Source organism: Streptomyces sp. SN-593, from assembly GCF_016756395.1.
Taxonomy (GTDB): Bacteria; Actinomycetota; Actinomycetes; order Streptomycetales; family Streptomycetaceae; genus Actinacidiphila; species Actinacidiphila reveromycinica.
On sequence record NZ_AP018365.1, the window covers coordinates 4,710,991 to 4,733,639 of the forward strand.

The window sequence follows — 22,649 nt, forward strand, 5'->3', positions numbered from 1 at the left end:
GGCCGGCCGGGTCGCGGGCCTCAGCCCGCCGGCGTCACCTCGGCCGGCGCCTCTTCCGGCGCCTTCACCGAGTCGAGCAGCAACTGTGCGACGTCCACGACCTGCAACGTCTCCTTCACCTTGACGCCCGCGGCGGAGCCGTCGGCGGCCGCGGCCTTCCTGCCGTTGACCGAGTCGGTGAGCATCACCAGGCAGAACGGGCAGGCGGTGGAGACGATGTCCGGGTCGAGCGACAGCGCCTCGTCGACGCGCTCGTTGTTGATGCGCTTGCCGATCCGCTCCTCCATCCACATCCGCGCGCCGCCGGCGCCGCAGCAGAAGCCGCGCTCCTTGTGGCGGTGCATCTCCTCGTTGCGCAGCCCGGGCACCTTGGCGATGATCTCGCGCGGCGGCGTGTAGACCTTGTTGTGCCGCCCGAGGTAGCAGGGGTCGTGGTAGGTGATCAGGCCCTCGACGGGGTGGACCGGGACCAGCTTCCCGTCGTCCACCAGGTGTTGCAGCAACTGCGTGTGGTGGATGACCTCGTACTCGCCGCCGAGCTGCGGGTACTCGTTGGCGATCGTGTTGAAGCAGTGCGGGCAGGTGGCGACGATCTTCTTCGAGGCGCGCGGCTTGCGGGAGGAGGCGACCACCTTGCCGTCGTCGTCCAGTTCCTCGCCGAACGCCATGTTGAGCATGGCCACGTTCTCCTGGCCGAGCTGCTGGAAGAGGAACTCGTTGCCCAGGCGGCGGGCCGAGTCGCCGGTGCAGTTCTCCTCGCCGCCCATGACGGCGAACTTCACGCCGGCGATGTGCAGCAGCTCGGCGAACGCCTTGGTGGTCTTCTTGGCGCGGTCCTCCAGCGAGCCCGCGCAGCCGACCCAGTACAGGTACTCGACCTCGGTCAGGTCCTCGACGTCCTCGCCGACGACCGGCACCTCGAAGTCGACCTCCTTCACCCAGGCCAGCCGCTGCTTCTTCGGCAGGCCCCAGGGGTTGCCCTTCTTCTCCAGGTTCTTCAGCATCGTGCCGGCCTCGCTGGGGAAGGCCGACTCGATCATCACCTGGTAGCGGCGCATGTCCACGATGTGGTCGACGTGCTCGATGTCCACCGGGCACTGCTCGACGCAGGCGCCGCAGGTGGTGCAGGACCACAGCACGTCGGGGTCGATGACCCCGTTCTCCTCCAGGGTGCCGATCAGCGGGCGCTCGGCCTCGGCGAGCGCGGCGGCCGGCACGCCGGCGAGCTGCTCCTCGGTCGCCTTCTCCTCGCCCTCCACCGACTTGCCGCCGCCCGCCAGCAGGTAGGGCGCCTTGGCGTGGGCGTGGTCGCGCAGGCTCATCACCAGCAGCTTGGGCGACAGCGGCTTGCCGGTGTTCCAGGCCGGGCACTGCGACTGGCAGCGGCCGCACTCGGTGCACGTGGAGAAGTCGAGGATGCCCTTCCAGGAGAACTGCTCGACCTGGGAGACGCCGAACACGTCGTCCTCGCCCGGGTCCTCGAAGTCGATCGGCACGCCGCCGCTGGTCATCGGCTGGAGCGCGCCCAGGGCCACCGGGCCGTCGGCGTTGCGCTTGAACCAGATGTTGAAGAAGGCGAGGAAGCGGTGCCAGGCCACGCCCATCGAGGTGTTCAGGCCCAGGGTGATCGCCCAGATCATGGTGACGCCGAGCTTGATCATGGCGACCAGGTAGACGGTGTTCTGCAGGGTGCCGGTGCTCAGCCCGCGCAGTCCGGCCACCAGGGGGTACGACACCCAGTACGCGGCTTCGTAGTGGTCGACGCCGTGCAGCGCGCCCTCCAGGCCGCGCAGCATCATGATGGCCAGGCCGATGACGAGCACCACGTACTCGACGAAGTAGGCCTGCCAGGCGGTCGATCCGGCGAACCGGGACTTGCGCCCGGCCCGCGACGGCAGGTTCATCAGCCGGACCGCGATGAGCACCAGGATGCCCAGGGTGGTGAAGAGGGAGATGAACTCGACGTACACCTCGTACGGCAGCCAGGTGCCGATCACCGGGAGGATCCAGTCGGCCTGGAAGAGCTGGCCGTAGGCGTTGACGATGGTCAGGCCCAGGGTGAGGAAGCCGACCGCCACGAACCAGTGGGCGACGCCGATGGGCCCCCACTTGTTCATCCGGGTGTGGCCGACGAACTCCTTGGCCAGCGTCTTCGTGCGCGCCACCGGGTCGTTGGTGCGGCTGCCCGCGGGGACGGGCTGGCCGAGCCTGACGAACCGGTAGATCTGCGCGACGGCGAGGCCGATCAGGGCGACGCCGACCGCCGTGAGGACCAGCGACACGATGATCGCGGCGAGCTGCATGAGGGCTCCTCGGGCCTGCTGCGAGCGAAAACGTACTAAGCGGTAACTTACTCCGGTCTCGGCTGAGGTTACCCGGGAATTCCGGGTCCATGAAGCCGCCCTGCTGGTGATCTGTGTCGCGGGAGGGCCGGCCGCGGGTCGCGGCCGGCGCCGATCGGGGGAATCGGGGCGATCCGGGCTCGGTGGGGGAACTGTGCGGGGTGCCCGTTCGTGGGACGGGTGAGGGGGCGGTGGCGGTCGGTGGCCGCCGGTGGGGCGGTGCGGGTCCTCGGTCCTGGGTCGGGGCTCCTGGTTCGGCGTCCGGGTGGGCGTGGCGGGGCCGGTGGTGTGGGGTGTCGTCGGGTAGTGCGTCGGATGCGCGCCGTTAAGTTGAGTCGCCTCGACTCATGTCAATTGACATCGGGCTCGCCGTGAGGCATGGTTGAGCCAGTTGCACTCAAGTCAGTTGTTGGAGGACTAACCATGGCACGTGCGGTCGGCATCGACCTGGGCACGACTAACTCCGTCGTCAGCGTTCTCGAAGGCGGCGAGCCCACCGTCATCACCAACGCAGAGGGCGCCAGGACCACGCCGTCCGTCGTCGCCTTCGCCAAGAACGGCGAGGTGCTCGTCGGCGAGGTGGCCAAGCGCCAGGCGGTCACCAACGTCGACAGGACCATCCGCTCTGTCAAGCGCCACATGGGCACCGACTGGCGGATCAACCTCGACGGCAAGGACTTCAACCCGCAGCAGATCTCGGCGTTCATCCTGCAGAAGCTGAAGCGGGACGCGGAGTCGTACCTGGGCGAGAAGGTCACCGACGCGGTGATCACCGTCCCCGCGTACTTCAACGACTCCGAGCGCCAGGCCACCAAGGAGGCCGGCGAGATCGCCGGCCTGAACGTGCTGCGCATCGTCAACGAGCCGACCGCGGCCGCGCTGGCGTACGGCCTGGACAAGGACGACCAGACGATCCTCGTCTTCGACCTCGGCGGCGGCACCTTCGACGTCTCGCTGCTGGAGATCGGCGACGGCGTGGTGGAGGTCAAGGCCACCAACGGCGACAACCACCTCGGTGGCGACGACTGGGACCAGCGCGTCGTGGACTACCTGGTCAAGCAGTTCCAGTCCGGCCACGGCGTGGACCTGAGCAAGGACAAGATGGCCCTCCAGCGGCTGCGCGAGGCCGCGGAGAAGGCGAAGATCGAGCTGTCCTCGTCGACCGAGACCTCGATCAACCTGCCGTACATCACGGCGTCCGCCGAGGGCCCGCTGCACCTGGACGAGAAGCTGACCCGGGCGCAGTTCCAGCAGCTCACCTCCGATCTGCTGGAGCGCTGCAAGACCCCGTTCCACAACGTGATCAAGGACGCCGGCATCCAGCTCTCCGAGATCGACCACGTGGTCCTGGTCGGCGGCTCGACCCGGATGCCCGCCGTCGCGGAGCTGGTGCGCGAGCTGACTGGCGGCAAGGAGGCCAACAAGGGCGTCAACCCGGACGAGGTCGTCGCCATCGGCGCGTCCCTCCAGGCCGGTGTCCTGAAGGGCGAGGTCAAGGACGTCCTGCTGCTCGACGTCACCCCGCTGTCCCTCGGCATCGAGACCAAGGGCGGCATCATGACCAAGCTGATCGAGCGGAACACCACGATCCCGACCAAGCGCTCGGAGATCTTCACCACCGCCGAGGACAACCAGCCGTCGGTGCAGATCCAGGTCTACCAGGGCGAGCGCGAGATCGCGGCGTACAACAAGAAGCTCGGCATGTTCGAGCTGACCGGTCTGCCGCCGGCCCCGCGCGGGATGCCCCAGATCGAGGTCACCTTCGACATCGACGCCAACGGCATCATGCACGTGGGCGCGAAGGACCTCGGCACCGGCAAGGAGCAGCGGATGACCGTCACGGGCGGCTCCTCGCTGCCCAAGGACGAGGTCGACCGGATGCGCCAGGAGGCCGAGCAGTACGCGGACGAGGACCACAAGCGCCGCGAGGCCGCCGAGACCCGCAACCAGGGTGAGCAGCTCGTCTACCAGACCGAGAAGTTCATCGCGGACAACAAGGACAAGCTCCCGGACGACGTGAAGTCCGAGGTCGAGACCGCGGTCGCCGACCTGAAGGAGAAGCTGAAGAACGAGTCGTCCGACGACGCCAACACCTCGGCGATCCGCGAGGCCACCGAGAAGGTCGCGGCCACCAGCCAGAAGCTCGGCCAGGCGCTGTACGCCAACGCGCAGGCCGAGGGCGGCGCGCCGGGTGCGGGCGCCGGTGCCGGCGCGGCCGACGACACGGCCCAGGCCGCCGACGACGACGTCGTGGACGCCGAGATCGTCGACGACGAGGGCAGCAAGAGGGATGGTGCCGCGTGACGGAGGAGCCGAAGGGCTTCGAGGAGCCCGACGTCCCTTCCGACGCCGCCGACAAGCCGGGCGCCGGCAAGGCGGGCAAGTCCGACCCGGGCAGCGGGGCCGCCGGCAAGGCGGGCCCGTCGTCCGGGGGCGGGGACGACGCGACCTCCCAGGAGCTGACGGCCGTCAAGGCGCAGTTGGACCAGGTGCGCACCGCGCTCGGCGAGCGCACCGCCGACCTCCAGCGCCTCCAGGCCGAGTACCAGAACTACCGCCGCCGGGTGGAGCGGGACCGGGCCGCCGTCAAGGAGGTCGCGGTCGCCAACCTGCTGACCGAACTGCTCCCGGTGCTCGACGACATCGGCCGGGCGCGGGAGCACGGCGAGCTGGTGGGCGGCTTCAAGTCGGTCGCCGAGTCGCTGGAGACGGTCGCCGCGAAGCTGGGGCTCCAGCAGTTCGGCAAGGAGGGCGAGCCCTTCGACCCGCTGGTGCACGAAGCGCTGATGCACAGCTATTCGCCTGATGTCACACAGACGACATGCGTGCAGATCCTCCAGCCGGGGTACCGCATCGGGGAGCGCAACCTGCGTCCCGCCCGGGTCGCGGTGGCCGAGCCCCAGCCGGGCGCGCAGGGCAAGGACGAGCAGTCCGAGCCCGGTGAGCAGGGCGACCAGACCGACCGGAAGGCGGACGACGACGAGGAGACCGGTGGCCCGTCGGAGGGCTGACGGAGCAGGACGTGACGGAGAGGAGGGACGCCGAGGATGAGCATCAGTAGGGACCTGTTGGAGAAGGACCTGTACAAGGTCCTCGGCGTCCCCAAGGACGCCACCGAGGCCGAGATCAAGAAGGCGTACCGGAAGCTGGCCCGGGAGTTCCACCCCGACGCCAACAAGGGCGACGCCAAGGCCGAGGAGCGCTTCAAGGAGATCTCCGAGGCCAACGACGTCCTCTCCGACACCAAGCGCCGCAAGGAGTACGACGAGGGCCGCGCGCTGTTCGGCAACGGCGGCATGCGGCCCGGCCCCGGCGCGGGCGGCACCGGCGGGTTCAACTTCGACCTCGGCGACCTCTTCGGAGGCGCCCAGGGGCCCGGCGGCGGCACCACGACCGGTCAGGGCGGCGGCTTCGGCGGCGGCCTGGGCGACGTGTTCGGCGGCCTGTTCAACCGGGGCGGCGGCACCCGCGTGCAGCCGCGCCGCGGCCAGGACATCGAGTCCGAGGTGACGCTCAGCTTCACCGAGGCCGTCGACGGTGCCACGGTCCCGCTGCGGATGTCCTCGCAGTCGCCCTGCAAGGCGTGCTCCGGCACCGGCGACAGGAACGGCACGCCCCGGGTGTGCCCGACCTGCGTCGGCACCGGGCAGGTCTCGCGCGGCGGCGGTGGCGGCTTCTCGCTCACCGACCCGTGCGTGGACTGCAAGGGCCGCGGCCTGATCGCGGAGAACCCCTGCGAGGTCTGCCACGGCAGCGGCCGGGCGAAGAGCTCGCGCACCATGCAGGTGCGCATCCCCGCGGGCGTCACCGACGGGCAGCGCATCCGGCTGCGCGGCAAGGGCGCCCCCGGCGAGCGCGGCGGACCGGCCGGCGACCTGTACGTGGTCGTGCACGTCGGCCGGCACCCGGTCTTCGGCCGCAAGGACGCCAACCTGACGGTCACGGTCCCGGTGAGCTTCGTGGAGGCCGCGCTCGGCGGCGAGATCAAGGTGCCCACCCTGGGCGGACCGCCGGTCACCCTGAAGCTGCCCGCCGGTACGCCGAACGGCCGGACCCTGCGCGCCCGCGGCAAGGGCGCGGTGCGCAAGGACGGTTCGCGCGGCGACCTGCTGGTCACCGTCGAGGTGGCGGTGCCGGAGCGGACCGAGGGCAAGGCGCTGGACGCACTGGAGTCGTACCGTGAGGCGACCGCGGACACCGACCCGCGGGCGGAGTTGTTCAAGGCCGCAAAGGGAGCGTGAGCGGATGAGCATCGACGGCGGCGGGGCCTCCGGGCCCCGCATGGGACGCGGCCGCAATCCGTACCAGTTGACGGAGGAGTCGCCGGTCTACGTGATCTCGGTGGCGGCCGAGCTGTCGGGCCTGCACCCGCAGACCCTGCGGCAGTACGACCGCCTCGGCCTGGTCTCCCCGGACCGCGCGGCCGGCCGCGGGCGGCGCTACTCCGCCCGCGACATCGAGCAGTTGCGGGAGGTGCAGCGGCTCTCGCAGGACGAGGGCATCAACCTCGCGGGCATCAAGCGGATCATCGAACTGGAGAACCAGGTCGCCGCGCTCCAGGCCCGGGTCGCCGAACTCTCCGCCGCCGTCGACGGCGCGGCAGCCGTCATCCAGCAGCGCGAAGCCGCGGTGCACGCGTCGTACCGGCGCGACCTGGTGCCCTACCAGGATGTGCAGCACACGAGCGCGCTCGTGGTGTGGCGTCCGAAGCGGGACGTCTGACCCGCCTCGTCCACGGTTCCCCGTGCCCTCCCGGGTGCGGGGAATCCGTGCGTCCGGGGCCGGCCGACCGCCGTTCGGCCGCAGGCGGTCCACCGGCCGACCGCCAGCGGTCCGCCGCGCTTTCCGCCGGTCGGCCGCCGGAAAACACGGCGACAGCGGCGCGGGATGCTTGTTAGCTTCGGTCGTCATGGACCCACTTGGCGAGGCGCAGATCCGGGACTCCTTCGTGAACTGCTCGAAGGGGGAGGCCAAGCGGGTCAGGCTGCCGCGGGACCTCGCGGAGGTGCCGTGGGAGGACCTCGACTTCCTCGGCTGGCGCGACCCGGGCGCCCCGGACCGGGCCTACGTCGTGACCGCCGGGGAGCGCCCGGTCGGCATCACCCTGCGGGTCGCGCCGGGGGCGCGGCGCAACCTCATGCGCAGCAGCCTCTGCTCGATCTGCCTGACCGGGCACTCCGGGGGCGGCGTCGACCTGCTGGCGGCGCCGCTGGCCGGACCGGCCGGGCGCCAGGGCAACACCGTGGGCATCTACATGTGCGCCGACCTGGCCTGCTCGCTGTACGTGCGGGGCAAGAGGACCTCGGTGCTGGCCAAGCGCATGGAGGAGACCCTGACCCTGGAGGAGCAGGTCGAGCGCACGCTGCGCAACCTCGACGGCTTCCTGGCGAAGGTCACGGGCACCCGGGCCGCCTGAGGGCGCGCCGCATACGGTTCCGAGGCGGGCTGCACCCCCGGGCTGGCCGCGCTCCGGGATCGGCCGCACCCCGGACAGGCCGCACCCCGGACAGGCCGCGCCCCGGGCCGGACAGCCTGCGGGCCCGGCCCCGTACGGCGTCAGCGCGGCGGGAGCTCCAGCGTCACCGGGTGCGCCCGGACCGGTGCGAGGCAGGCACCGTCGGTGGAGCAGGCCCCGTAGGTGAGCCGGACACTCGCGGTGCCGGGCCGGTCGGCGCCGCCCGCGACGCGCGTGGCCAGGCGCAGGGTGACCGGGCCGTCCGGGTAGACCGGCAGCGCCACGTCGAGGCCGGACGGACGCACGTCGTGCGCCTTGACGGAGGAGGTCACCGGACCGGTCGCGGTGAGCGGCGCGGCGACCGCCAGGCGGGTCGGGATGCCGAGCCCGTCGACCCCGCCGTCGGGCAGCGCGAGGCTGTAGAGGTGGAAGCCCTTCTGCCGCGGGCTGAGGGTGGCGGTCACCGCCACCGCGTCCGCGGCCGACCGCTCGAACGTGACGGCGACGTCCACACCGCCCGCGGTGAAGGACGCCCGCGTACGCGCCGCCTCCCGCTGCCGGTCGCCGTGGCCGCCCTGGCCGCCGTGATCCCCCTGACCGCAGCCGGAGACGACGGCGCACAGCAGCGCGGCGACGGCGGCGGAGCGGACGGAACTCCCTCGTGCGGCGGCTGCGGCCCTCCTCACGCCCACGTCTTCAGGAAGGCGTCGACCTGGGACTCCGGCATGCTGCGGGCGTTGGAGAACTGCCCCTGGTTGGTGGCCGTCACGGTGGTGCCGTGCCGGTCCACCACGGCCAGCGCCGGGATGCCGCTGGAGTCGAGGTCCACGTAGCGCGCGACCAGCGCGAGGTTGTGGTCGAACTGGCCGACGTCGACGCGCACCACGTGGTACCTGCCCAGCAGGGCGGCCGTCGCGGGCTTGGTGAAGGTGCGGCCGAGCACCACGCAGTCCGGGCACCAGTCCGCGCCGAAGTCGATCAGCACGGGGCGGCCGTCCTTCGCCGAGGCCCGCTCCGCCGCGGTCACGTCCGCCGCCGCGTTCCGCGTGGGGTCGTAGCCCTCCGGCGACGTCGTGGCGGACGGGGGCGTGGCGGCCGTCGTCGTCCGGGTGATCGCCGTCGGTGCGCCGCCGGCGGAGGGGGACCCGGGGGCGGTGGCGGCCGTCCCGGTGGTCCGACCCGCCGGCGCCGACGCGTCGGACGAACCGCCCGAACCGCCCGACCCTCCGCAGGCCGCGAGGAGCAGCGCCACCGCCGCCGCACCCCCCGCCGCCAGTACCCGCGTACGGATCGCGGTACGTACCCGCGCAGCGCGGCGCGCCCGTCCCCACATCGTCAACTGCCCCCCAGCTCGATCGAGTCAGCGCACTGTAGCAGGCGTCGTACCATCCGTGAACGCCCGTTCGGGTGCCGCGGGGCCGACGCGGAACCCGGTGCGGGACGGGTCGAGGAGCACGGGTCAGGCGTTGCCCATCGCGCGGGTGAGGGCGATCTCGATCACGACGCGGTCCGGGTTGAACGCGGGCGTGCGGTCGTAGCGCTCGGTGTAGCGGCGTACGGCGTCGGCCACCCGCTCGGGGTCGGCGGAGACGGTGGCGACGCCCTCCAGGGTGGCCCAGCGGGCGCGGTGGGCCTGGCAGACCGCCACCCGGGCGCCGGACGGCCCGGCGGCGCGTACGTTCGCGGCCTTCCGGCTGTGGGTGTTGGTGATCACCCGGGCCAGTCCGGCCTCGGGGTCGTAGGTCACGCCGACCGGGACGACGTGCGGGGAACCGTCGGGGCGCGTGGTGGTCAGCGTGCACAGGTGGTACTCGCGCCAGAACTCGAGGAAGCCGGGTTCGGGGGAGCGGGGATCGCGACGGGGCATGGCACGAACGGTAGTGCGTGCACGCGGTGCCGGTCCGGCCGGCCGGCCGGACCGGGCGGCCCTGCTCGCCCGGTCCGGTCGGAACGCCTGCCGCGCCACTGCCTGCCGTGCCACTGCCTGCCGCGCCACCGTCTGCCGTGCCGCAGCCGGTTCGCCCAGCCGGTCCGCTCCGCCGGCGACCCGCTCACCCTCCCAGGCGCACCGGCAGGGCCTCCACGCTGTTGCCGACGAAGCCCGGCAGGGGCGGCAGTTCGGCCTCCGGGACGGCCGGTTCGAGCCGCGGGAACGCCCCGTACAGCGTGCGCAGCGCGACCGTGGCCTCCAGGCGGGCGAGCGGGGCGCCCAGGCAGTAGTGGACGCCGTGCCCGAAGGACAGGTGGCGGGTGCCCGGCGGACGGGTGACGTCGAACCGGTCGGCGTCCGGGCCGTACTCGCGCGGGTCGCGCCCGGCGGCCGCGTACCCGGCGAGCACCGGGGTGCCGCGCGGTACCACGGTGCCGCCCACGTCGAGGTCGGCGGTGGGGTAGCGGAACGGGAAGTTGGCCACCGGGCTGTCCCAGCGGAGCGTCTCCTCGACCACCGCGTCCCAGGACGCCCCGCCCGACAGGACGAGGTCGCGCTGGCGGGGGTGGCCGCACAGGGCACGCACCGCGTTGGTGATGAGGTTCAGCGTGGTCTCGTGGCCGGCCACGATCATCAGCAGCAGGGTGCCGGTCACCTCCTCGTCGCTCAGCCGCTCGGTACCGTCCGCCCGGTCCCCGTCGCGGGCGGCGATCAGCGCGCTGGCCAGGTCGTCGCCGGGGCGGGCCCGGCGGGCGGCGACGACCGCGGCGAGCACGTCGTGGATGCCGCGCTGCGCCGCCATCGCCTCGGCGGCCGAGCTGGAGGTGCTGACCAGCAGCCGGGTGAGGGCGTGCAGGTGGTCGCGGTGCTCGGGGTCCACCCCCAGTAGCTGGCTGATCACGCCCATCGGCAGCGGGTACGCGAAGTGCGCGCGCAAATCCACGACGCCGTCCGGACCGGCGTGGTCCGGCAGCCCGGCCGCCAGCTCCCCGGCCAGCCGCTCGATCCAGGGCCGCATGGCGGCCACCCGGCGCGGGGTGAACGCCTTGGTCGCCAGCCCCCGCAGCCGCCGGTGGTCGTCGCCGTCGGCCGTCGTCATGCCGTTGACCAGGGCGAAGGCGTTGAGCTGCCACTGCGCCGGCACGCGGCCCGCCTGGAGGGCGGCGAAGTGCCGCGCGTTCTTGGCCACCTCCGGGTGGGCGAGGAGGTCGCGCAGTTCGTGCCAGCGGGAGACGATCATGCCGGGGACGCCGTCGGGCAGCATCACCGGGCACGCGGCGGCGCGCTCGCGCAGCGCGTCGGCGTCGGCCCGCACGGACGCGCCGCTGGCGTCCAGCCGGTACGGCTCCGCCGGGTCGGACGCGGACGGCTGCGGTGCGGACGGCCGCGGTACGGACGGCCGCGGTGCGGCGGCCGGGTCGGACGCGGTCGGGTGCGGTGCGGCGGTCGGGTGCGGCACCCGCGGGTGCCGCACGGTCGGGCGCTGCTGCGCCCCGTCGGAGTCCTCCGGTCGTGGATCCTTCGGGTGTGCCGAGGTCATGGGCTTCCTCCCGAGAACGATGGCCCGTCCTGTGCCCGGAATCACCTTGAGTGGAATAGACTCAACTTGCTTCATGTTGAGGTAGTCAGGTCGAGGTTGCGCTACATGCTAGCGACGAACGTACGAGGAGGACAGAACGCCCGTGGAAGCCGAGCTGACCAACAAGAGCCGGGAAGCGCTGAACAGCGCCAACGCCAAGGCCGTCGCCGAGGGGAACCCGGACCTGACGCCCGCGCATCTGCTGCTCGCCCTGTTGAGCGGCGCGGACAACGAGAACGTGCTCGACCTGCTGGCGGCCACCGGCGCCGACCCCGCCGCGGTGCGCGCGGACGCGGAGCGCCTGGTGGAGCGGCTGCCGTCGGTCCAGGGCGCCACCGTCGCACCCCCGCAGGCGAACCGTGACATGCTCGCCGTCATCGCCGACGCGTCCCAGCGCGCCAAGGACCTCGGCGACGCGTTCGTGTCGACCGAGCACCTGCTGATCGGGACCGCCGTCAAGGGCGGGCCGGCCGGCGAGCTGCTCAATGCCGCGGGCGCCAGGGCCAAGGCGCTGCTGACGGCGTTCGAGAACGCCAGGGGAGGGCAACGGGTGACCAGCCAGGACCCGGAAGGCACCTACAAGGCGCTGGAGAAGTACGGCACCGACTTCACGGCGGCCGCCCGCGAGGGCAAGCTCGACCCGGTGATCGGCCGGGACCAGGAGATCCGCCGGGTGGTCCAGGTGCTCTCCCGCCGTACCAAGAACAACCCGGTGCTCATCGGCGAGCCCGGCGTCGGCAAGACCGCCGTCGTGGAGGGCCTGGCCCAGCGCATCGTCAAGGGCGACGTGCCCGAGAGCCTGCGCAACAAGCGGCTGGTCTCGCTCGACCTGGGCGCGATGGTCGCCGGGGCGAAGTACCGCGGCGAGTTCGAGGAGCGGCTGAAGGCCGTGCTCGCCGAGATCAAGGACAGCGACGGGCAGGTCATCACCTTCATCGACGAGCTGCACACCGTCGTCGGCGCGGGCGCCGGCGGCGACTCGGCCATGGACGCGGGCAACATGCTCAAGCCGATGCTCGCCCGCGGCGAGCTGCGGATGGTCGGCGCCACCACGCTGGACGAGTACCGCGAGCGGATCGAGAAGGACCCGGCGCTGGAGCGGCGCTTCCAGCAGGTGCTGGTCGCCGAGCCGACCGTCGAGGACACCGTCGCCATCCTGCGCGGCCTCAAGGGCCGCTACGAGGCGCACCACAAGGTCCAGATCGCCGACTCCGCGCTGGTCGCCGCCGCCACCCTCTCCGACCGCTACATCACCTCCCGCTTCCTGCCCGACAAGGCCATCGACCTGGTCGACGAGTCCGCGTCCCGGCTGCGCATGGAGATCGACTCCTCGCCGGTCGAGATCGACGAGCTGCAACGCTCGGTGGACCGGCTGCGGATGGAGGAGATGGCGCTCAGGAACGAGACCGACCCCGGCTCCGTGCAGCGCCTGGACAAGCTCCGCAAGGACCTCGCCGACCGCGAGGAGGAGCTGCGCGGCCTGACCGCCCGCTGGGAGAAGGAGAAGCAGGGCCTGAACCGGGTCGGCGAGCTGAAGGAGCGCCTGGACGACATCGTCACCCGGATCGAGCGCGCCCAGCGCGACGGCGACTTCGAGACCGCGTCGAAGCTGATGTACGGCGAGCGGCCCAAGCTGGAGGAGGAGCTGGAGGAGGCCACCCGGGAGGAGCAGGAGGCCGCCGCCCAGGAGACGATGGTCAAGGAGGAGGTCGGCCCGGACGACATCGCCGACGTCGTCGCCGCCTGGACCGGGATTCCCGCCGGCCGCCTGCTGGAGGGCGAGACGCAGAAGCTGCTGCGCATGGAGGACGAACTGGGCAAGCGGCTGATCGGCCAGACCGAGGCGGTCCGCGCGGTGTCCGACGCCGTGCGCCGCTCCCGCTCCGGCATCGCCGACCCGGACCGCCCGACCGGCTCCTTCCTCTTCCTCGGCCCCACCGGCGTCGGCAAGACCGAACTGGCCAAGGCGCTCGCCGACTTCCTCTTCGACGACGAGCGGGCGATGGTCCGCATCGACATGAGCGAGTACGGCGAGAAGCACTCGGTGGCCCGGCTGGTCGGCGCCCCGCCCGGATACGTCGGGTACGAGGAGGGCGGCCAGCTCACCGAGGCGGTCCGCCGCCGCCCGTACAGCGTGGTGCTGCTCGACGAGGTGGAGAAGGCGCACCCGGAGGTCTTCGACGTCCTGCTCCAGGTGCTCGACGACGGCCGGCTCACCGACGGCCAGGGCCGTACGGTCGACTTCCGCAACGCGATCCTGATCCTCACCTCGAACCTCGGCAGCCAGTACCTGGTCGACCCGAACCTCGACCCGGACCAGAAGAAGGAGAACGTCCTCGCGACCGTCCGCGCCTCCTTCAAGCCGGAGTTCCTCAACCGGCTCGACGACATCGTGGTGTTCTCCGCGCTCGACCGGGACGAGCTGCGCCGGATCGCCCGGCTGCAGACCGGTCGGCTGGCCGCGCGGCTCAAGGACCGCCGGCTCACCCTGGAGGTCACCGACGACGCGCTGGACTGGCTCGCCGAGGAGGGCAACGACCCCGCCTACGGCGCCCGGCCGCTGCGCCGGCTGATCCAGACCTCGATCGGCGACCCGCTGGCCCGGGCGATCCTGGCCGGAGAGGTGCTGGACGGGCAGAACGTCCGGGTGGACCGGGCGGTCGACGGGCTCATCGTCATGGGGGAGGATGGCGGGGAAACGTCACGAAGGGAACCCTCACGGTGAGCATCGACCCCTCCTCGATCCCGAACTTCGGGAGCCAGCCGGAACCCGACCAGCCGAGCGGAGGACCCACCGCCGGTGTGGTCGTCCCGGACCAGGACCTGGTCAAGCAGCTCCTCGACCAGATGGGGCTCAAGCACGCCGTCGACGAAGAGAACGACCTCCTCGCCCCGTGGGAGGAGTTCCGCACCTACTTCATGTTCCGCGGCGAGGCGCAGCAGCACGTCTTCGCGGTGCGCACGTTTTACGAGCGCGCGTACACCGTGGACGAGAAGCCGCAGCTCCACGAGGCGATCGACGAGTGGAACCACCTCACGCTGTGGCCGAAGGTCTACACGAACACCGACGACGAAGGGGTCGTCCGCCTCATCGGCGAGGCCCAGATGCTCGTCGGCATGGGCGTCGGCCTCGACCACTTCGTGGCCACCACGGTGAGCTGGGTGCAGGCGTCCATCGAGTTCAACAAGTGGCTCGGTGAGCGGCTGGGCCTGGAGGAGACCGCCGGCGACGACGAGCCGGGCGAGTCCGGCGGGTCGGACGGGACCGGCGAGGGCTCCGAAGGCTCCGAGGGCTGACGGCACGACCGCGCCGCGCGCCCGGGACCGTACGCGAGACGTACGGGGTCCCGGGCGCTGGTGTGTGCGCCGGTGGCGGGTGGGGGCTCGGGTGTGCGGCGCCGGGGGTGCTCGGGTGTGCGGCGTCGGCGGGTCGGGGGCTCGGGCCTGCGGTGCCGGGGGCGGGTGCGGGTCGGTACGGGGGCGCCCGCGCCGCGCGGGTGCCGTCGATCCCCGGGCGGGCGCTGCGGGGACCAGTGGGAACGACAGGTCAGTAAGGTGTTGGCCATGGCTTTTGCGCGAGGCGCCGATCTCCTGGCACCGACCACCCTGCGTGCCCACGGGCTGCTGCTCCGCCCGGTCGTCGCGGCCGACGAACCCGCGGTCGCGCGGGCGATGGCCGACCCCGGAGTGCTGCGGTGGGCCGCGGGCATGGCGGTGATCGCCGCGCCGCCGCGGGACCGTGCGGCGGTGTGGCTGTCGGCGCGGGTCGGGGCGTGGTCGGCCGGGACCGCCGCGTTCGCGGTGACCGACCCGGCCGACGACGTCATGATCGGCTACCTCGGCCTGCGCGACGTGCACCGCACCCCCGACCAGGCGGTGGCCGGCTACTGGGTGACGCCCTCGGCCCGCGGCCGCCAGGTCACCGCCCGCGCCCTGGATGCCGCCTCGGCGTGGGCCTTCGAGCCGCCCCACGCCGGCGGCCTGGGCCTGCACCGCATCCACCTCGACCACGTCCTGCACAACGTCGGCTCCTGCCGGGCCGCCCTGCGGGCGGGGTTCGCGGAGGAGGGTGTGATGCGCGACTCCTTCATCGAGCCCGACGGCACCCGCCACGACTGCCACCTGCACGCCCGCCTCGCCACGGACCCGCCCGCCCGACCCTTCGCCTGACGGGCGGAGTAGCGGGTTCGGGGCCGGGTGGTCGGGGGACTTCGCAAGGTCGTGGCCTTGGGCGCGGGCCCGCCACCTCGGGCATTGCATGAACATGCATCTCGGTGCATACTCTTGCTATGTCCAAGGTCCTCACCAACCTCCCCGCCGGCGAGCGCGTCGGCATCGCCTTCTCCGGCGGTCTCGACACCTCGGTCGCGGTCGCGTGGATGCGTGACAAGGGTGCCGTCCCCTGCACGTACACCGCCGACATCGGCCAGTACGACGAGCCCGACATCGCCTCGGTGCCCGGCCGCGCGCTGGCCTACGGCGCCGAGATCGCGCGCCTGGTCGACTGCCGTGCGGCCCTGGTCGAGGAGGGGCTGGCGGCGCTCGCCTGCGGGGCGTTCCACATCCGCTCGGGAGGGCGGGCGTACTTCAACACCACCCCGCTCGGCCGCGCCGTCACCGGCACCCTGCTGGTGCGGGCGATGCTGGAGGACGACGTCCAGATCTGGGGCGACGGCTCGACCTTCAAGGGCAACGACATCGAGCGGTTCTACCGCTACGGCCTCCTGGCCAACCCCCACCTGCGGATCTACAAGCCCTGGCTGGACGCGGACTTCGTGACCGAGCTCGGCGGCCGCAAGGAGATGTCGCAGTGGCTGCTCGACCACGAGCTGCCCTACCGCGACAGCACGGAGAAGGCGTACTCCACGGACGCCAACATCTGGGGCGCCACCCATGAGGCCAAGACGCTGGAGCACCTGGACACCGGTGTCGAGACCGTCGAGCCGATCATGGGCGTGCGGTTCTGGGACCCGCTGGTCGAGATCGCCGCGGAGGACGTGACGATCGGCTTCGACCAGGGCCGCCCGGTCACGGTCAACGGCGTGAAGCTCGGCCCCGTCGAGCTGGTCACCGAGGCCAACGCCATCGGCGGCCGCCACGGCCTGGGCATGTCGGACCAGATCGAGAACCGGATCATCGAGGCCAAGAGCCGCGGCATCTACGAGGCGCCCGGCATGGCCCTGCTGCACGCGGCGTACGAGCGGCTGGTCAACGCGATCCACAACGAGGACACCCTCGCCCAGTACCACACCGAGGGCCGCCGCCTCGGCCGCCTGATGTACGAGGGCCGCTGGCTGGACCCGCAGGCGCTGATGATCCGCGAGTCCCTCCAGCGCTGGGTCGGCGCGGCCGTCACCGGCGAGGTGACCCTGCGGCTGCGCCGCGGCGAGGACTACTCGGTCCTCGACACCACGGGCCCCGCGTTCAGTTACCACCCGGACAAGCTGTCGATGGAGCGCACCGAGGACTCCGCGTTCGGTCCGGTGGACCGGATCGGCCAGCTCACCATGCGCAACCTCGACATCGCCGACTCCCGGGGCAAGCTGGAGCAGTACGCCCAGCTCGGCCTGATCGGCTCCGGCAGCCCCGTGATCGGCGCCGCCCAGGCCGCCGCGACCGGCCTGATCGGCACCATGCCGCGGCTGCCCGAGGGCGGCGCCGAGGCGATCGCCTCCCGCGGCGAGGCCGCCGAGGACGACGAGCTGCTGGACCTGGCCGCGATGGAGTCCGGCACCGACTGACCCGCCCCCTGCTCCGAGGGGACGCGGGACCCCGTGGACCCCGGGCCGCAGATGGGCGGCCCGGGTCTTCGGCGCGGCCCGGAGCCCCGGTCGGATCCGGTGGCCGTGGCGCCGTGCCGACATGGCGCCGTGCCGACGTGGCGCCGGGTAAGGCGGGTGCCGGTGGCAGTGGGCGTGACGTCGTACCGGCCGTCACTGATCGGCGGTGCCGGCGTCGGGCCGTTCCGGCGCACCGGACTCCCCGAGAGCCGTGATCAACCCTTCCAGCCACACGGCGGCGGCGTCCGGATGGAATCGTCGCCGTACCTCGTCCCGCGCCTGCCGGGAGATCGACTCCCGCAGCTCCGGGCCGTCACGCAGCCGGAGCACCGCCGTCTCCAGCCCCCGCAGGCCGGTGTCCACCAGCAGACTGGTCACCTGGTCGCGCGCGACGGGCGCGTACCCGTCGATCGCCGTGCAGATGGTCGGCGTGCCGACGGCCATGGCCTCGATGAGGGACTGCGGAAGGTGTTCGTGCCGGCCGGGGAACACGGCGACCACGGCGTGCCGCAGCAGTCGGACCCGGTCGTCGATCCGCGTCGTGCGGACCGGCCGAACGCGGTCGGGGTGGTCGCGGGCGGTCGCCAGGACCAGGTTCTCCCCCGCCGAGCCGGGCGCCATGCCCAAACCGATCATGACCAGCGCGGTGCCCGTGGCGGGGTGGACGCGGTGGGCCCACACCTCCGCCAGGAGGCAGGCGCCCTTCCACTCGTCGAAGCGACCGAGGTAGACCGCGTAAGGGGGCGTGGTCGGGTCGGGCGGAGCCGACGGCTCGGAGAGGAAGGCGGCGGGAAGGCAGAAGGGGGCCACCGAGACGGTCGTGGTGCGGGGCAGCATGCCGCGCAGGCTCCGTGCGTGGACCTCGTTGAGCGTCCACACCCGGCGCAGGCCCGCGACGCCGGAGAGATCGGCCGCCACCTCGGCGTTCGGCCGGGCGGGGCGTTCCCACAGCAGCGCGCAGCGGGGCAGCCCCGTGAGCGTGTCCACCGCCCGCTGCGCGTGGGCGCGATCGTCCGGGAGCCCCAACACCACCACGTAGTCGCCTTGTTCGACCGCCCGTCGCCCTGCGGCGAACAGCCGCTCGTAGGGGAGGGCGGACGGTGTCCGGCTGCCCTCCTGATGTGTGGGGCCTTCCGGCACGAACACGCGCGTACTCCACCCGCGGCGCTCCAGCAGGTCGGCGTAGCGGCCGGCCAGCGTGCCCACGCCGGAGCCGGAGAAAGGACTGCCGGCCACGAGGGTGAGTCTGCGGGAGGGGCTCACGCGCGCTCCAGGGTCTGGCGCCGGGGCGACGTCGGCGGGTCCGCCGTCGTGCACCGTTTTTCCCGTAACCGGCTCGTTCAACCGTGCGTGCGCCGGCGGCTGGCTATGCTGGGCGGGCCGTAAAGACACGGTTCCTGCGCAGGCTTACCGGTATCGGGGGGTCTTCCATGGTTGGTCTCGAGATCGCGGCGGGGTATCTGATCGCCTGGGCCGTCCGTAAGGCCCGCAGGGCCGCCGGTCGGCTGGACGAAGAGGCGGACGCCGCCGTGGACACGGCCCTCGACCACCTGCACGACGTGGTCGCCCGCAAACTCGGGCGGGAGCCCGCGCTGGTCGCCCTGGAGCGGGAGGGCGCCGCGAGCGCCGAGGGACCGTTGCTCTCCACTCAGATCGAGGTGCGCCACGCGCTGGAGGGCGCCGTGCGGCAGGACCCGCGCTTCGCCGCCGACGTCGCCGCCGCCGTCGAACGCCTCCGGTCCCTGGCCCCCGAGGCGGGGGACCGGCATTCCCTCGACCTGCGCGGCGCACGCGGCGTGCAGATCAACAACTCCGCGGGCAACTCCCAGGTCAACCACTTCAACTAGCTCCGGAACATGCCCGGAACACGCCGCTCCTCGCGCTCCTGTGCCGGAACGGGCGGTGCGGTGCCGAGGCACGGCGACGAAGGCGGGCTCATGGATGATCAGTCCACGGCTCTGGCAGCGGCAGCCGCCTCCGCGGTGGTGGGGGCGCTGTCGGATCCCGACGCAGACGGCGGGCGGGCCCGGGCCGCGTCCCGAGAGGTCGCCGGCCTGTGGGACGGCGGGGACGGGGCGCCGCCCGGAGGAGCGCTGCCGCCCGCCTCCGCGCTGTGGGGCGCCGCCCGTGACGGCGCCCCGAACCCCACGGAGGCGGCTGGACCCGACGCCGAGCGGCTGTGGACGGGCATCTTCCAGGAGTTCCTGCGCAGCCGTCCCGACGGCGCCGAACGACTGGTCGCCCTGGTCGCCGGCCTCGGCGCGGAACCGCCCGCCGGCGCGGCACGGGACCGCCCGAGACCCGCCGTCAACGTGCCCATACAACTCAACGTCTTCGCGGCCGCGGAGGCTCCGGAAGGTACCGGCGCGCCGGCCGGGCTCTTCCGCATCCCCCCGCGCAACCGCAACTTCACCGGCCGCGAGGACCTGCTCGACCGGCTCGACGCGCACCTGCGCGGCGGACGGCGGGCGGTGGTCCAGGCGCTGCGCGGCTGGGGCGGGGTCGGGAAGACCCAGATCGCGGTCGAGTTCGCCCACCGGCACCGGGCCGCGTACCGGTTGGTGTGGTGGCTCGACGCGGAGCGCGTCGACCTCATCGGCGAACAGTACGCCGAACTCGCCGTCAACCTGGACCTGGTGGACAGGGGCGGCGACACCCCCGCCGCGGTCCGCGCGGTCCAGTCCCACCTGCAGTCCACCGCGGACTGGCTGATCGTCGTGGACAACGCCGAGTCCCCGCACGAGACGGCCCCCTGGCTGCCGCAGGGCGAAGGCCATGTGATCATCACCTCCCGTCACCAGCGCTGGGGCGAACTCGCGCTGCCCCTCGACGTCGACGTCCTGCGCCGGGCGGAGTCCGTGGCGTTGCTGCGCCGGTGCGTGCCCGACCTGCCGGACCAGGACGCACACCGCCTCGCCGAGCAACTGGGCGACCTCCCGCTGGCGTTGGCGCAGGCGGGCGGGTTCCTCACGGAGACCGGCTGCAGCCCCGCCGCATACCTCGAATCGCTCCGCTCGCGGGCCAACGAGGTGCTCAGCGCCACTCAGCCGACCTCGTACCCGAGATCGCTCGCAGCCACGGTGGCCACCACCATGGAGCGGCTCGCCGACATCGACACCACCGCGCAGGCCGTGATGTGGGTCTGCGCCTTCCTCGCCCCCGAACCGGTCCCTGTCGTCCTGCTGGCCCCGTCAGGTCCGCCCGGCGGTGAGCAGCGTGCTCCGATGGCCGAACTGACCGGCGAGGCAGGCGACTTGGTTGCCCTGCACCGATGCGTCGGCCGGATCACGAACCTCGGTCTCGGCAAGCCGAGTGCGGACGGCATCGTCGTGCACCGGCTGACGCAGGCGATCGTCAGGGACGGCCTGAGCGACGACGAGGCCGCCCGCGTCCGGTCGGTCATGGAGGAACTGCTCGTCGCGGCGGACCCCGGAGACCCCGCCCACCCGGCGTCCTGGCCCGCCTGGGCCAGACTCATGCCCCACCTGCTCGCGGCGAACCCGGCCGACAGCCCCTCCCCGGGGCTGCGCGCGCTGGCCTGCAACGCCACCTGGTACCTGCTCACCCGTGCCGAGACCGAGCCCGGGCTCGCCCTGGCGTCGAAACTCCACGAGCGATGGCTGCGGGAGGAGGGCGCGGACGCGTACTTCACCATGTGGGCGGCCAACAGCGTGGCCCGCGCCTGGTACGACCTGGGGCATGTCCCGAAAGCCAGGGAACTGCACGAGGAGACCTACCGGCGCAGGCGCCGGCACCTGGGGCCCGACGACGAGCAGACGCTGATCACGGCGAACAACGTCGCGCGCGACCTCCGGGCCATGGGTGAGCCGGAACTGGCGCGCCAGTGGGACGAGGACACCTTCCGGCGGCGGCAGCGCCTCCTGGGCGGCGATCACCTGCACACCCTGATCTCCGGCATCAACCTGGCCCGCGACCTGCGCATCCTGGGCCGCATGGAGGAGGCCAGGGCCCTGGACGAGGAAGTGCTGGAACTGCGCAGGGCCACCCTCGGGGAGGACCACCCCCACACGCTGGACTCCGCGAACAGCCTGGCCCGTGACCTGTTCGCCCTGGGACAGCCGGCGCAGGCACGTGCCCTGGACGAAGACGTGCTGCACCGCAGGGAGGCCGTGCTGGGCCGCGACCACCCGCACACCTTGGACTCGGTGCACAACCTGGCCCGCGACCTCCTCGCCGTCGGCGAGACGAACGCGGCCTACGCGCTGGACCGGCGTGCTCACACCGGGCGGCGCAAGGTGCTCGGAGACGCCCACCGGGACACCCTCATCTCAAGCGAACACCTCGCGTCCTACCACGTCCCGCCGACCGGCCAGGAGGAGTCCGAGTGACCGACGACGACAGCGCGGGCACCGCCGCCGCCGACCGCGCCGACTGGCTGGCTGTCAGGGCGCATCTCCGGCTAAACCGTCACCAGTTGTCGATCAGCGCCCGGCACTGCTACGGCGGTGCCCCGACCGTCGAGGACACCGCCCTGCTCACCCGGCCGGAGTGGCTGCCGGAGCGCCCACTGGAGATGGACGCGGTCCGAACCGAGTGGGACGACACCCCCGCCTCTCCCGGCCGCGACGCCGCCTTGCGGCGGGTCGCCCAGGACAGCGGGCTGCTGCCCCGGCGCGACGACGTCGGCCGTTTTCCCTCGTACTCCGCCGCCATGCGGGAACTGGCACGCCCCGCCGTCTTCGAGGACCGCTTCACCTACCAACTGCGACACGCCGACCTGACGGGCGGACCGGACCGGTCCTGCATGCGCTTCGGGGCCGGCAGCTACTTCGACGGGATCGACCTCGGCGAGGCGTGCGCGCACGAGTACGCCGCCTCGGTGATGCGCCTCGGGCGTGCGACGCCTCGACACGCGGCACCCCCACGCGCGACACCGCTCAGGGACGCACTCGGCGGCCCATGCCGACCGGACGACCGGCCGAGCAACCTGGCCGTCGCCACCCTCGTCCTGCGCCACGACCCGGCGACCGGGCACGCGTGCTTCCCGCTCCACTGGCGGGACCCCGCCAAGGTCGGTCAGGCCGGCGGCCTGTACATGGTCGTGCCGGTGGGCATCTTCCAACCGGCGGGAACCGGCCCGCACTCCCGCGTCAACGACTTCTCGGTGTGGCGCTGCGTGCTGCGCGAGTTCGCGGAGGAACTGCTCGGGGAACCGGAGGACCCCGGTACGGCGGAGCCGATCGACTACGGGACATGGCCCGTCGCGGCACGGCTGGACCGGGAACGCACCCGCAGGAGGATCCGTACGTACGTCCTCGGCATGGGTACGGACGCGCTGACCCTCGCCACGGACCTGCTGACGGTCATGGTCATCGACGCCGAGCTCTGGGACGAGCTGGCCCGGCGGATGAGCGGCACCAACGCCGAAGGACGGCTGGTGACCACCGGGGAGACCGAGGCGCCCCGGCTCTTCCGGTTCGACGAGGCGGAGATCCATCGGCTCGTCACCGAACTGCCGCTGGAGACGGCGGGCGCCGCTCTCCTCCGTCTGGCCTGGCGGCACCGGCGCGATCTGCTCGGCTGACGTCCCCTACGCCGAGAA

Annotated in this window: 18 protein-coding genes; 12 read left to right on the forward strand and 6 right to left on the reverse strand. The window is 72.6% G+C overall.

All coding sequences use genetic code 11. From position 1 onward, the window contains the following. Positions 1-20: 20 nt before the first annotated feature. Positions 21-2,303: a (Fe-S)-binding protein gene (locus tag RVR_RS19745; protein ID WP_202235108.1), complete on the reverse strand. Its 2,283-nt coding sequence runs from the start codon at positions 2,301-2,303 to the stop codon at positions 21-23. A gap of 462 nt (positions 2,304-2,765) precedes the next feature. Between RVR_RS19745 and dnaK the strand changes: the two genes are divergently transcribed. The 5 genes from dnaK to RVR_RS19770 all read left to right on the forward strand — a co-directional run bounded on the left by dnaK (position 2,766) and on the right by RVR_RS19770 (position 7,758). After that, entirely contained in the window at positions 2,766-4,646 is a 1,881-nt protein-coding gene (dnaK, locus tag RVR_RS19750) for a molecular chaperone DnaK (RefSeq protein WP_202235109.1), read from the forward strand. After that, a complete protein-coding gene (gene grpE / locus RVR_RS19755) occupies positions 4,643-5,353 on the forward strand; it encodes a nucleotide exchange factor GrpE (RefSeq protein WP_202235110.1) in 711 nt (236 codons plus the stop codon). Before dnaK ends, grpE begins: the two co-directional genes overlap by 4 nt. 36 nt (positions 5,354-5,389) lie before the next feature. Continuing rightward, entirely contained in the window at positions 5,390-6,583 is a 1,194-nt protein-coding gene (gene dnaJ, locus RVR_RS19760) for a molecular chaperone DnaJ (protein ID WP_202235111.1), read from the forward strand. Between the two features lie 4 nt (positions 6,584-6,587). After that, positions 6,588-7,064 (forward strand): heat shock protein transcriptional repressor HspR, encoded by a 477-nt coding sequence (locus RVR_RS19765; protein ID WP_272933096.1) that lies wholly within the window; start codon positions 6,588-6,590, stop codon positions 7,062-7,064. A 187-nt stretch (positions 7,065-7,251) separates the two neighbouring features. Beyond that, positions 7,252-7,758 carry an FBP domain-containing protein gene (locus RVR_RS19770; RefSeq protein WP_202235112.1) on the forward strand — a complete coding sequence of 169 codons (507 nt, stop codon included), beginning with the start codon at positions 7,252-7,254 and terminating at the stop codon, positions 7,756-7,758. A 140-nt stretch (positions 7,759-7,898) separates the two neighbouring features. Here RVR_RS19770 and RVR_RS19775 read toward each other — a convergent pair whose 3' ends face one another. From RVR_RS19775 to RVR_RS19790, 4 genes are all read right to left on the reverse strand, one after another. Continuing rightward, positions 7,899-8,483: a hypothetical protein gene (locus RVR_RS19775; protein ID WP_202235113.1), complete on the reverse strand. Its 585-nt coding sequence runs from the start codon at positions 8,481-8,483 to the stop codon at positions 7,899-7,901. Then, positions 8,480-9,049: a thioredoxin family protein gene (locus RVR_RS19780; RefSeq protein ID WP_202235114.1), complete on the reverse strand. Its 570-nt coding sequence runs from the start codon at positions 9,047-9,049 to the stop codon at positions 8,480-8,482. Before RVR_RS19780 ends, RVR_RS19775 begins: the two co-directional genes overlap by 4 nt. Positions 9,050-9,256: 207 nt before the next feature. Continuing rightward, a complete protein-coding gene (locus tag RVR_RS19785) occupies positions 9,257-9,664 on the reverse strand; it encodes a pyridoxamine 5'-phosphate oxidase family protein (RefSeq protein ID WP_202235115.1) in 408 nt (135 codons plus the stop codon). Positions 9,665-9,848: 184 nt separating this feature from the next. Further along, entirely contained in the window at positions 9,849-11,267 is a 1,419-nt protein-coding gene (locus RVR_RS19790) for a cytochrome P450 family protein (protein WP_202235116.1), read from the reverse strand. Between the two features lie 142 nt (positions 11,268-11,409). Between RVR_RS19790 and clpB the strand changes: the two genes are divergently transcribed. The 4 genes from clpB to argG all read left to right on the forward strand — a co-directional run bounded on the left by clpB (position 11,410) and on the right by argG (position 17,047). After that, positions 11,410-14,031 (forward strand): ATP-dependent chaperone ClpB, encoded by a 2,622-nt coding sequence (gene clpB, locus RVR_RS19795; protein WP_202235117.1) that lies wholly within the window; start codon positions 11,410-11,412, stop codon positions 14,029-14,031. Continuing rightward, positions 14,028-14,603 (forward strand): type III secretion system chaperone family protein, encoded by a 576-nt coding sequence (locus tag RVR_RS19800; RefSeq protein WP_202235118.1) that lies wholly within the window; start codon positions 14,028-14,030, stop codon positions 14,601-14,603. The genes clpB and RVR_RS19800 overlap by 4 nt, the downstream gene beginning before the upstream one ends. Before the next feature lie 267 nt (positions 14,604-14,870). Further along, the gene (locus tag RVR_RS19805; protein ID WP_202235119.1) at positions 14,871-15,476 is read left to right on the forward strand and encodes a GNAT family N-acetyltransferase; all 606 of its coding nucleotides are present in this window, start codon (positions 14,871-14,873) and stop codon (positions 15,474-15,476) included. A 119-nt stretch (positions 15,477-15,595) separates the two neighbouring features. After that, entirely contained in the window at positions 15,596-17,047 is a 1,452-nt protein-coding gene (gene argG, locus RVR_RS19810) for an argininosuccinate synthase (protein WP_202235120.1), read from the forward strand. 192 nt (positions 17,048-17,239) lie between these two features. Here argG and RVR_RS19815 read toward each other — a convergent pair whose 3' ends face one another. After that, positions 17,240-18,322, reverse strand: coding sequence for a glycosyltransferase family 4 protein (locus RVR_RS19815; RefSeq protein WP_202235121.1), 1,083 nt, complete (start codon positions 18,320-18,322; stop codon positions 17,240-17,242). A 194-nt stretch (positions 18,323-18,516) separates the two neighbouring features. Here RVR_RS19815 and RVR_RS19820 point away from each other — a divergent pair, with 194 nt between their 5' ends. The 3 genes from RVR_RS19820 to RVR_RS19830 all read left to right on the forward strand — a co-directional run bounded on the left by RVR_RS19820 (position 18,517) and on the right by RVR_RS19830 (position 22,631). Then, positions 18,517-18,933 carry a hypothetical protein gene (locus RVR_RS19820; RefSeq protein WP_202235122.1) on the forward strand — a complete coding sequence of 139 codons (417 nt, stop codon included), beginning with the start codon at positions 18,517-18,519 and terminating at the stop codon, positions 18,931-18,933. Between the two features lie 90 nt (positions 18,934-19,023). Then, a complete protein-coding gene (gene fxsT, locus RVR_RS19825) occupies positions 19,024-21,435 on the forward strand; it encodes an FxSxx-COOH system tetratricopeptide repeat protein (protein ID WP_202235123.1) in 2,412 nt (803 codons plus the stop codon). After that, positions 21,432-22,631 (forward strand): hypothetical protein, encoded by a 1,200-nt coding sequence (locus tag RVR_RS19830; RefSeq protein WP_202235124.1) that lies wholly within the window; start codon positions 21,432-21,434, stop codon positions 22,629-22,631. Before fxsT ends, RVR_RS19830 begins: the two co-directional genes overlap by 4 nt. Positions 22,632-22,649 lie beyond the last annotated feature (18 nt).

Bases quoted from the DNA above. Each gene is read 5' to 3' on its own strand.
- RVR_RS19820 (WP_202235122.1), top strand. From the start codon at position 18,517: ATGGTTGGTCTCGAGATCGCGGCGGGGTATCTGATCGCCTGGGCCGTC.
- RVR_RS19745 (WP_202235108.1), bottom strand. From the start codon at position 2,303: ATGCAGCTCGCCGCGATCATCGTGTCGCTGGTCCTCACGGCGGTCGGC.
- RVR_RS19765 (WP_272933096.1), top strand. From the start codon at position 6,588: ATGAGCATCGACGGCGGCGGGGCCTCCGGGCCCCGCATGGGACGCGGC.
- RVR_RS19805 (WP_202235119.1), top strand. From the start codon at position 14,871: ATGGCTTTTGCGCGAGGCGCCGATCTCCTGGCACCGACCACCCTGCGT.
- RVR_RS19790 (WP_202235116.1), bottom strand. From the start codon at position 11,267: ATGACCTCGGCACACCCGAAGGATCCACGACCGGAGGACTCCGACGGG.
- RVR_RS19785 (WP_202235115.1), bottom strand. From the start codon at position 9,664: ATGCCCCGTCGCGATCCCCGCTCCCCCGAACCCGGCTTCCTCGAGTTC.
- RVR_RS19770 (WP_202235112.1), top strand. From the start codon at position 7,252: ATGGACCCACTTGGCGAGGCGCAGATCCGGGACTCCTTCGTGAACTGC.
- argG (WP_202235120.1), top strand. From the start codon at position 15,596: ATGTCCAAGGTCCTCACCAACCTCCCCGCCGGCGAGCGCGTCGGCATC.
- dnaK (WP_202235109.1), top strand. From the start codon at position 2,766: ATGGCACGTGCGGTCGGCATCGACCTGGGCACGACTAACTCCGTCGTC.
- dnaJ (WP_202235111.1), top strand. From the start codon at position 5,390: ATGAGCATCAGTAGGGACCTGTTGGAGAAGGACCTGTACAAGGTCCTC.
- fxsT (WP_202235123.1), top strand. From the start codon at position 19,024: ATGGATGATCAGTCCACGGCTCTGGCAGCGGCAGCCGCCTCCGCGGTG.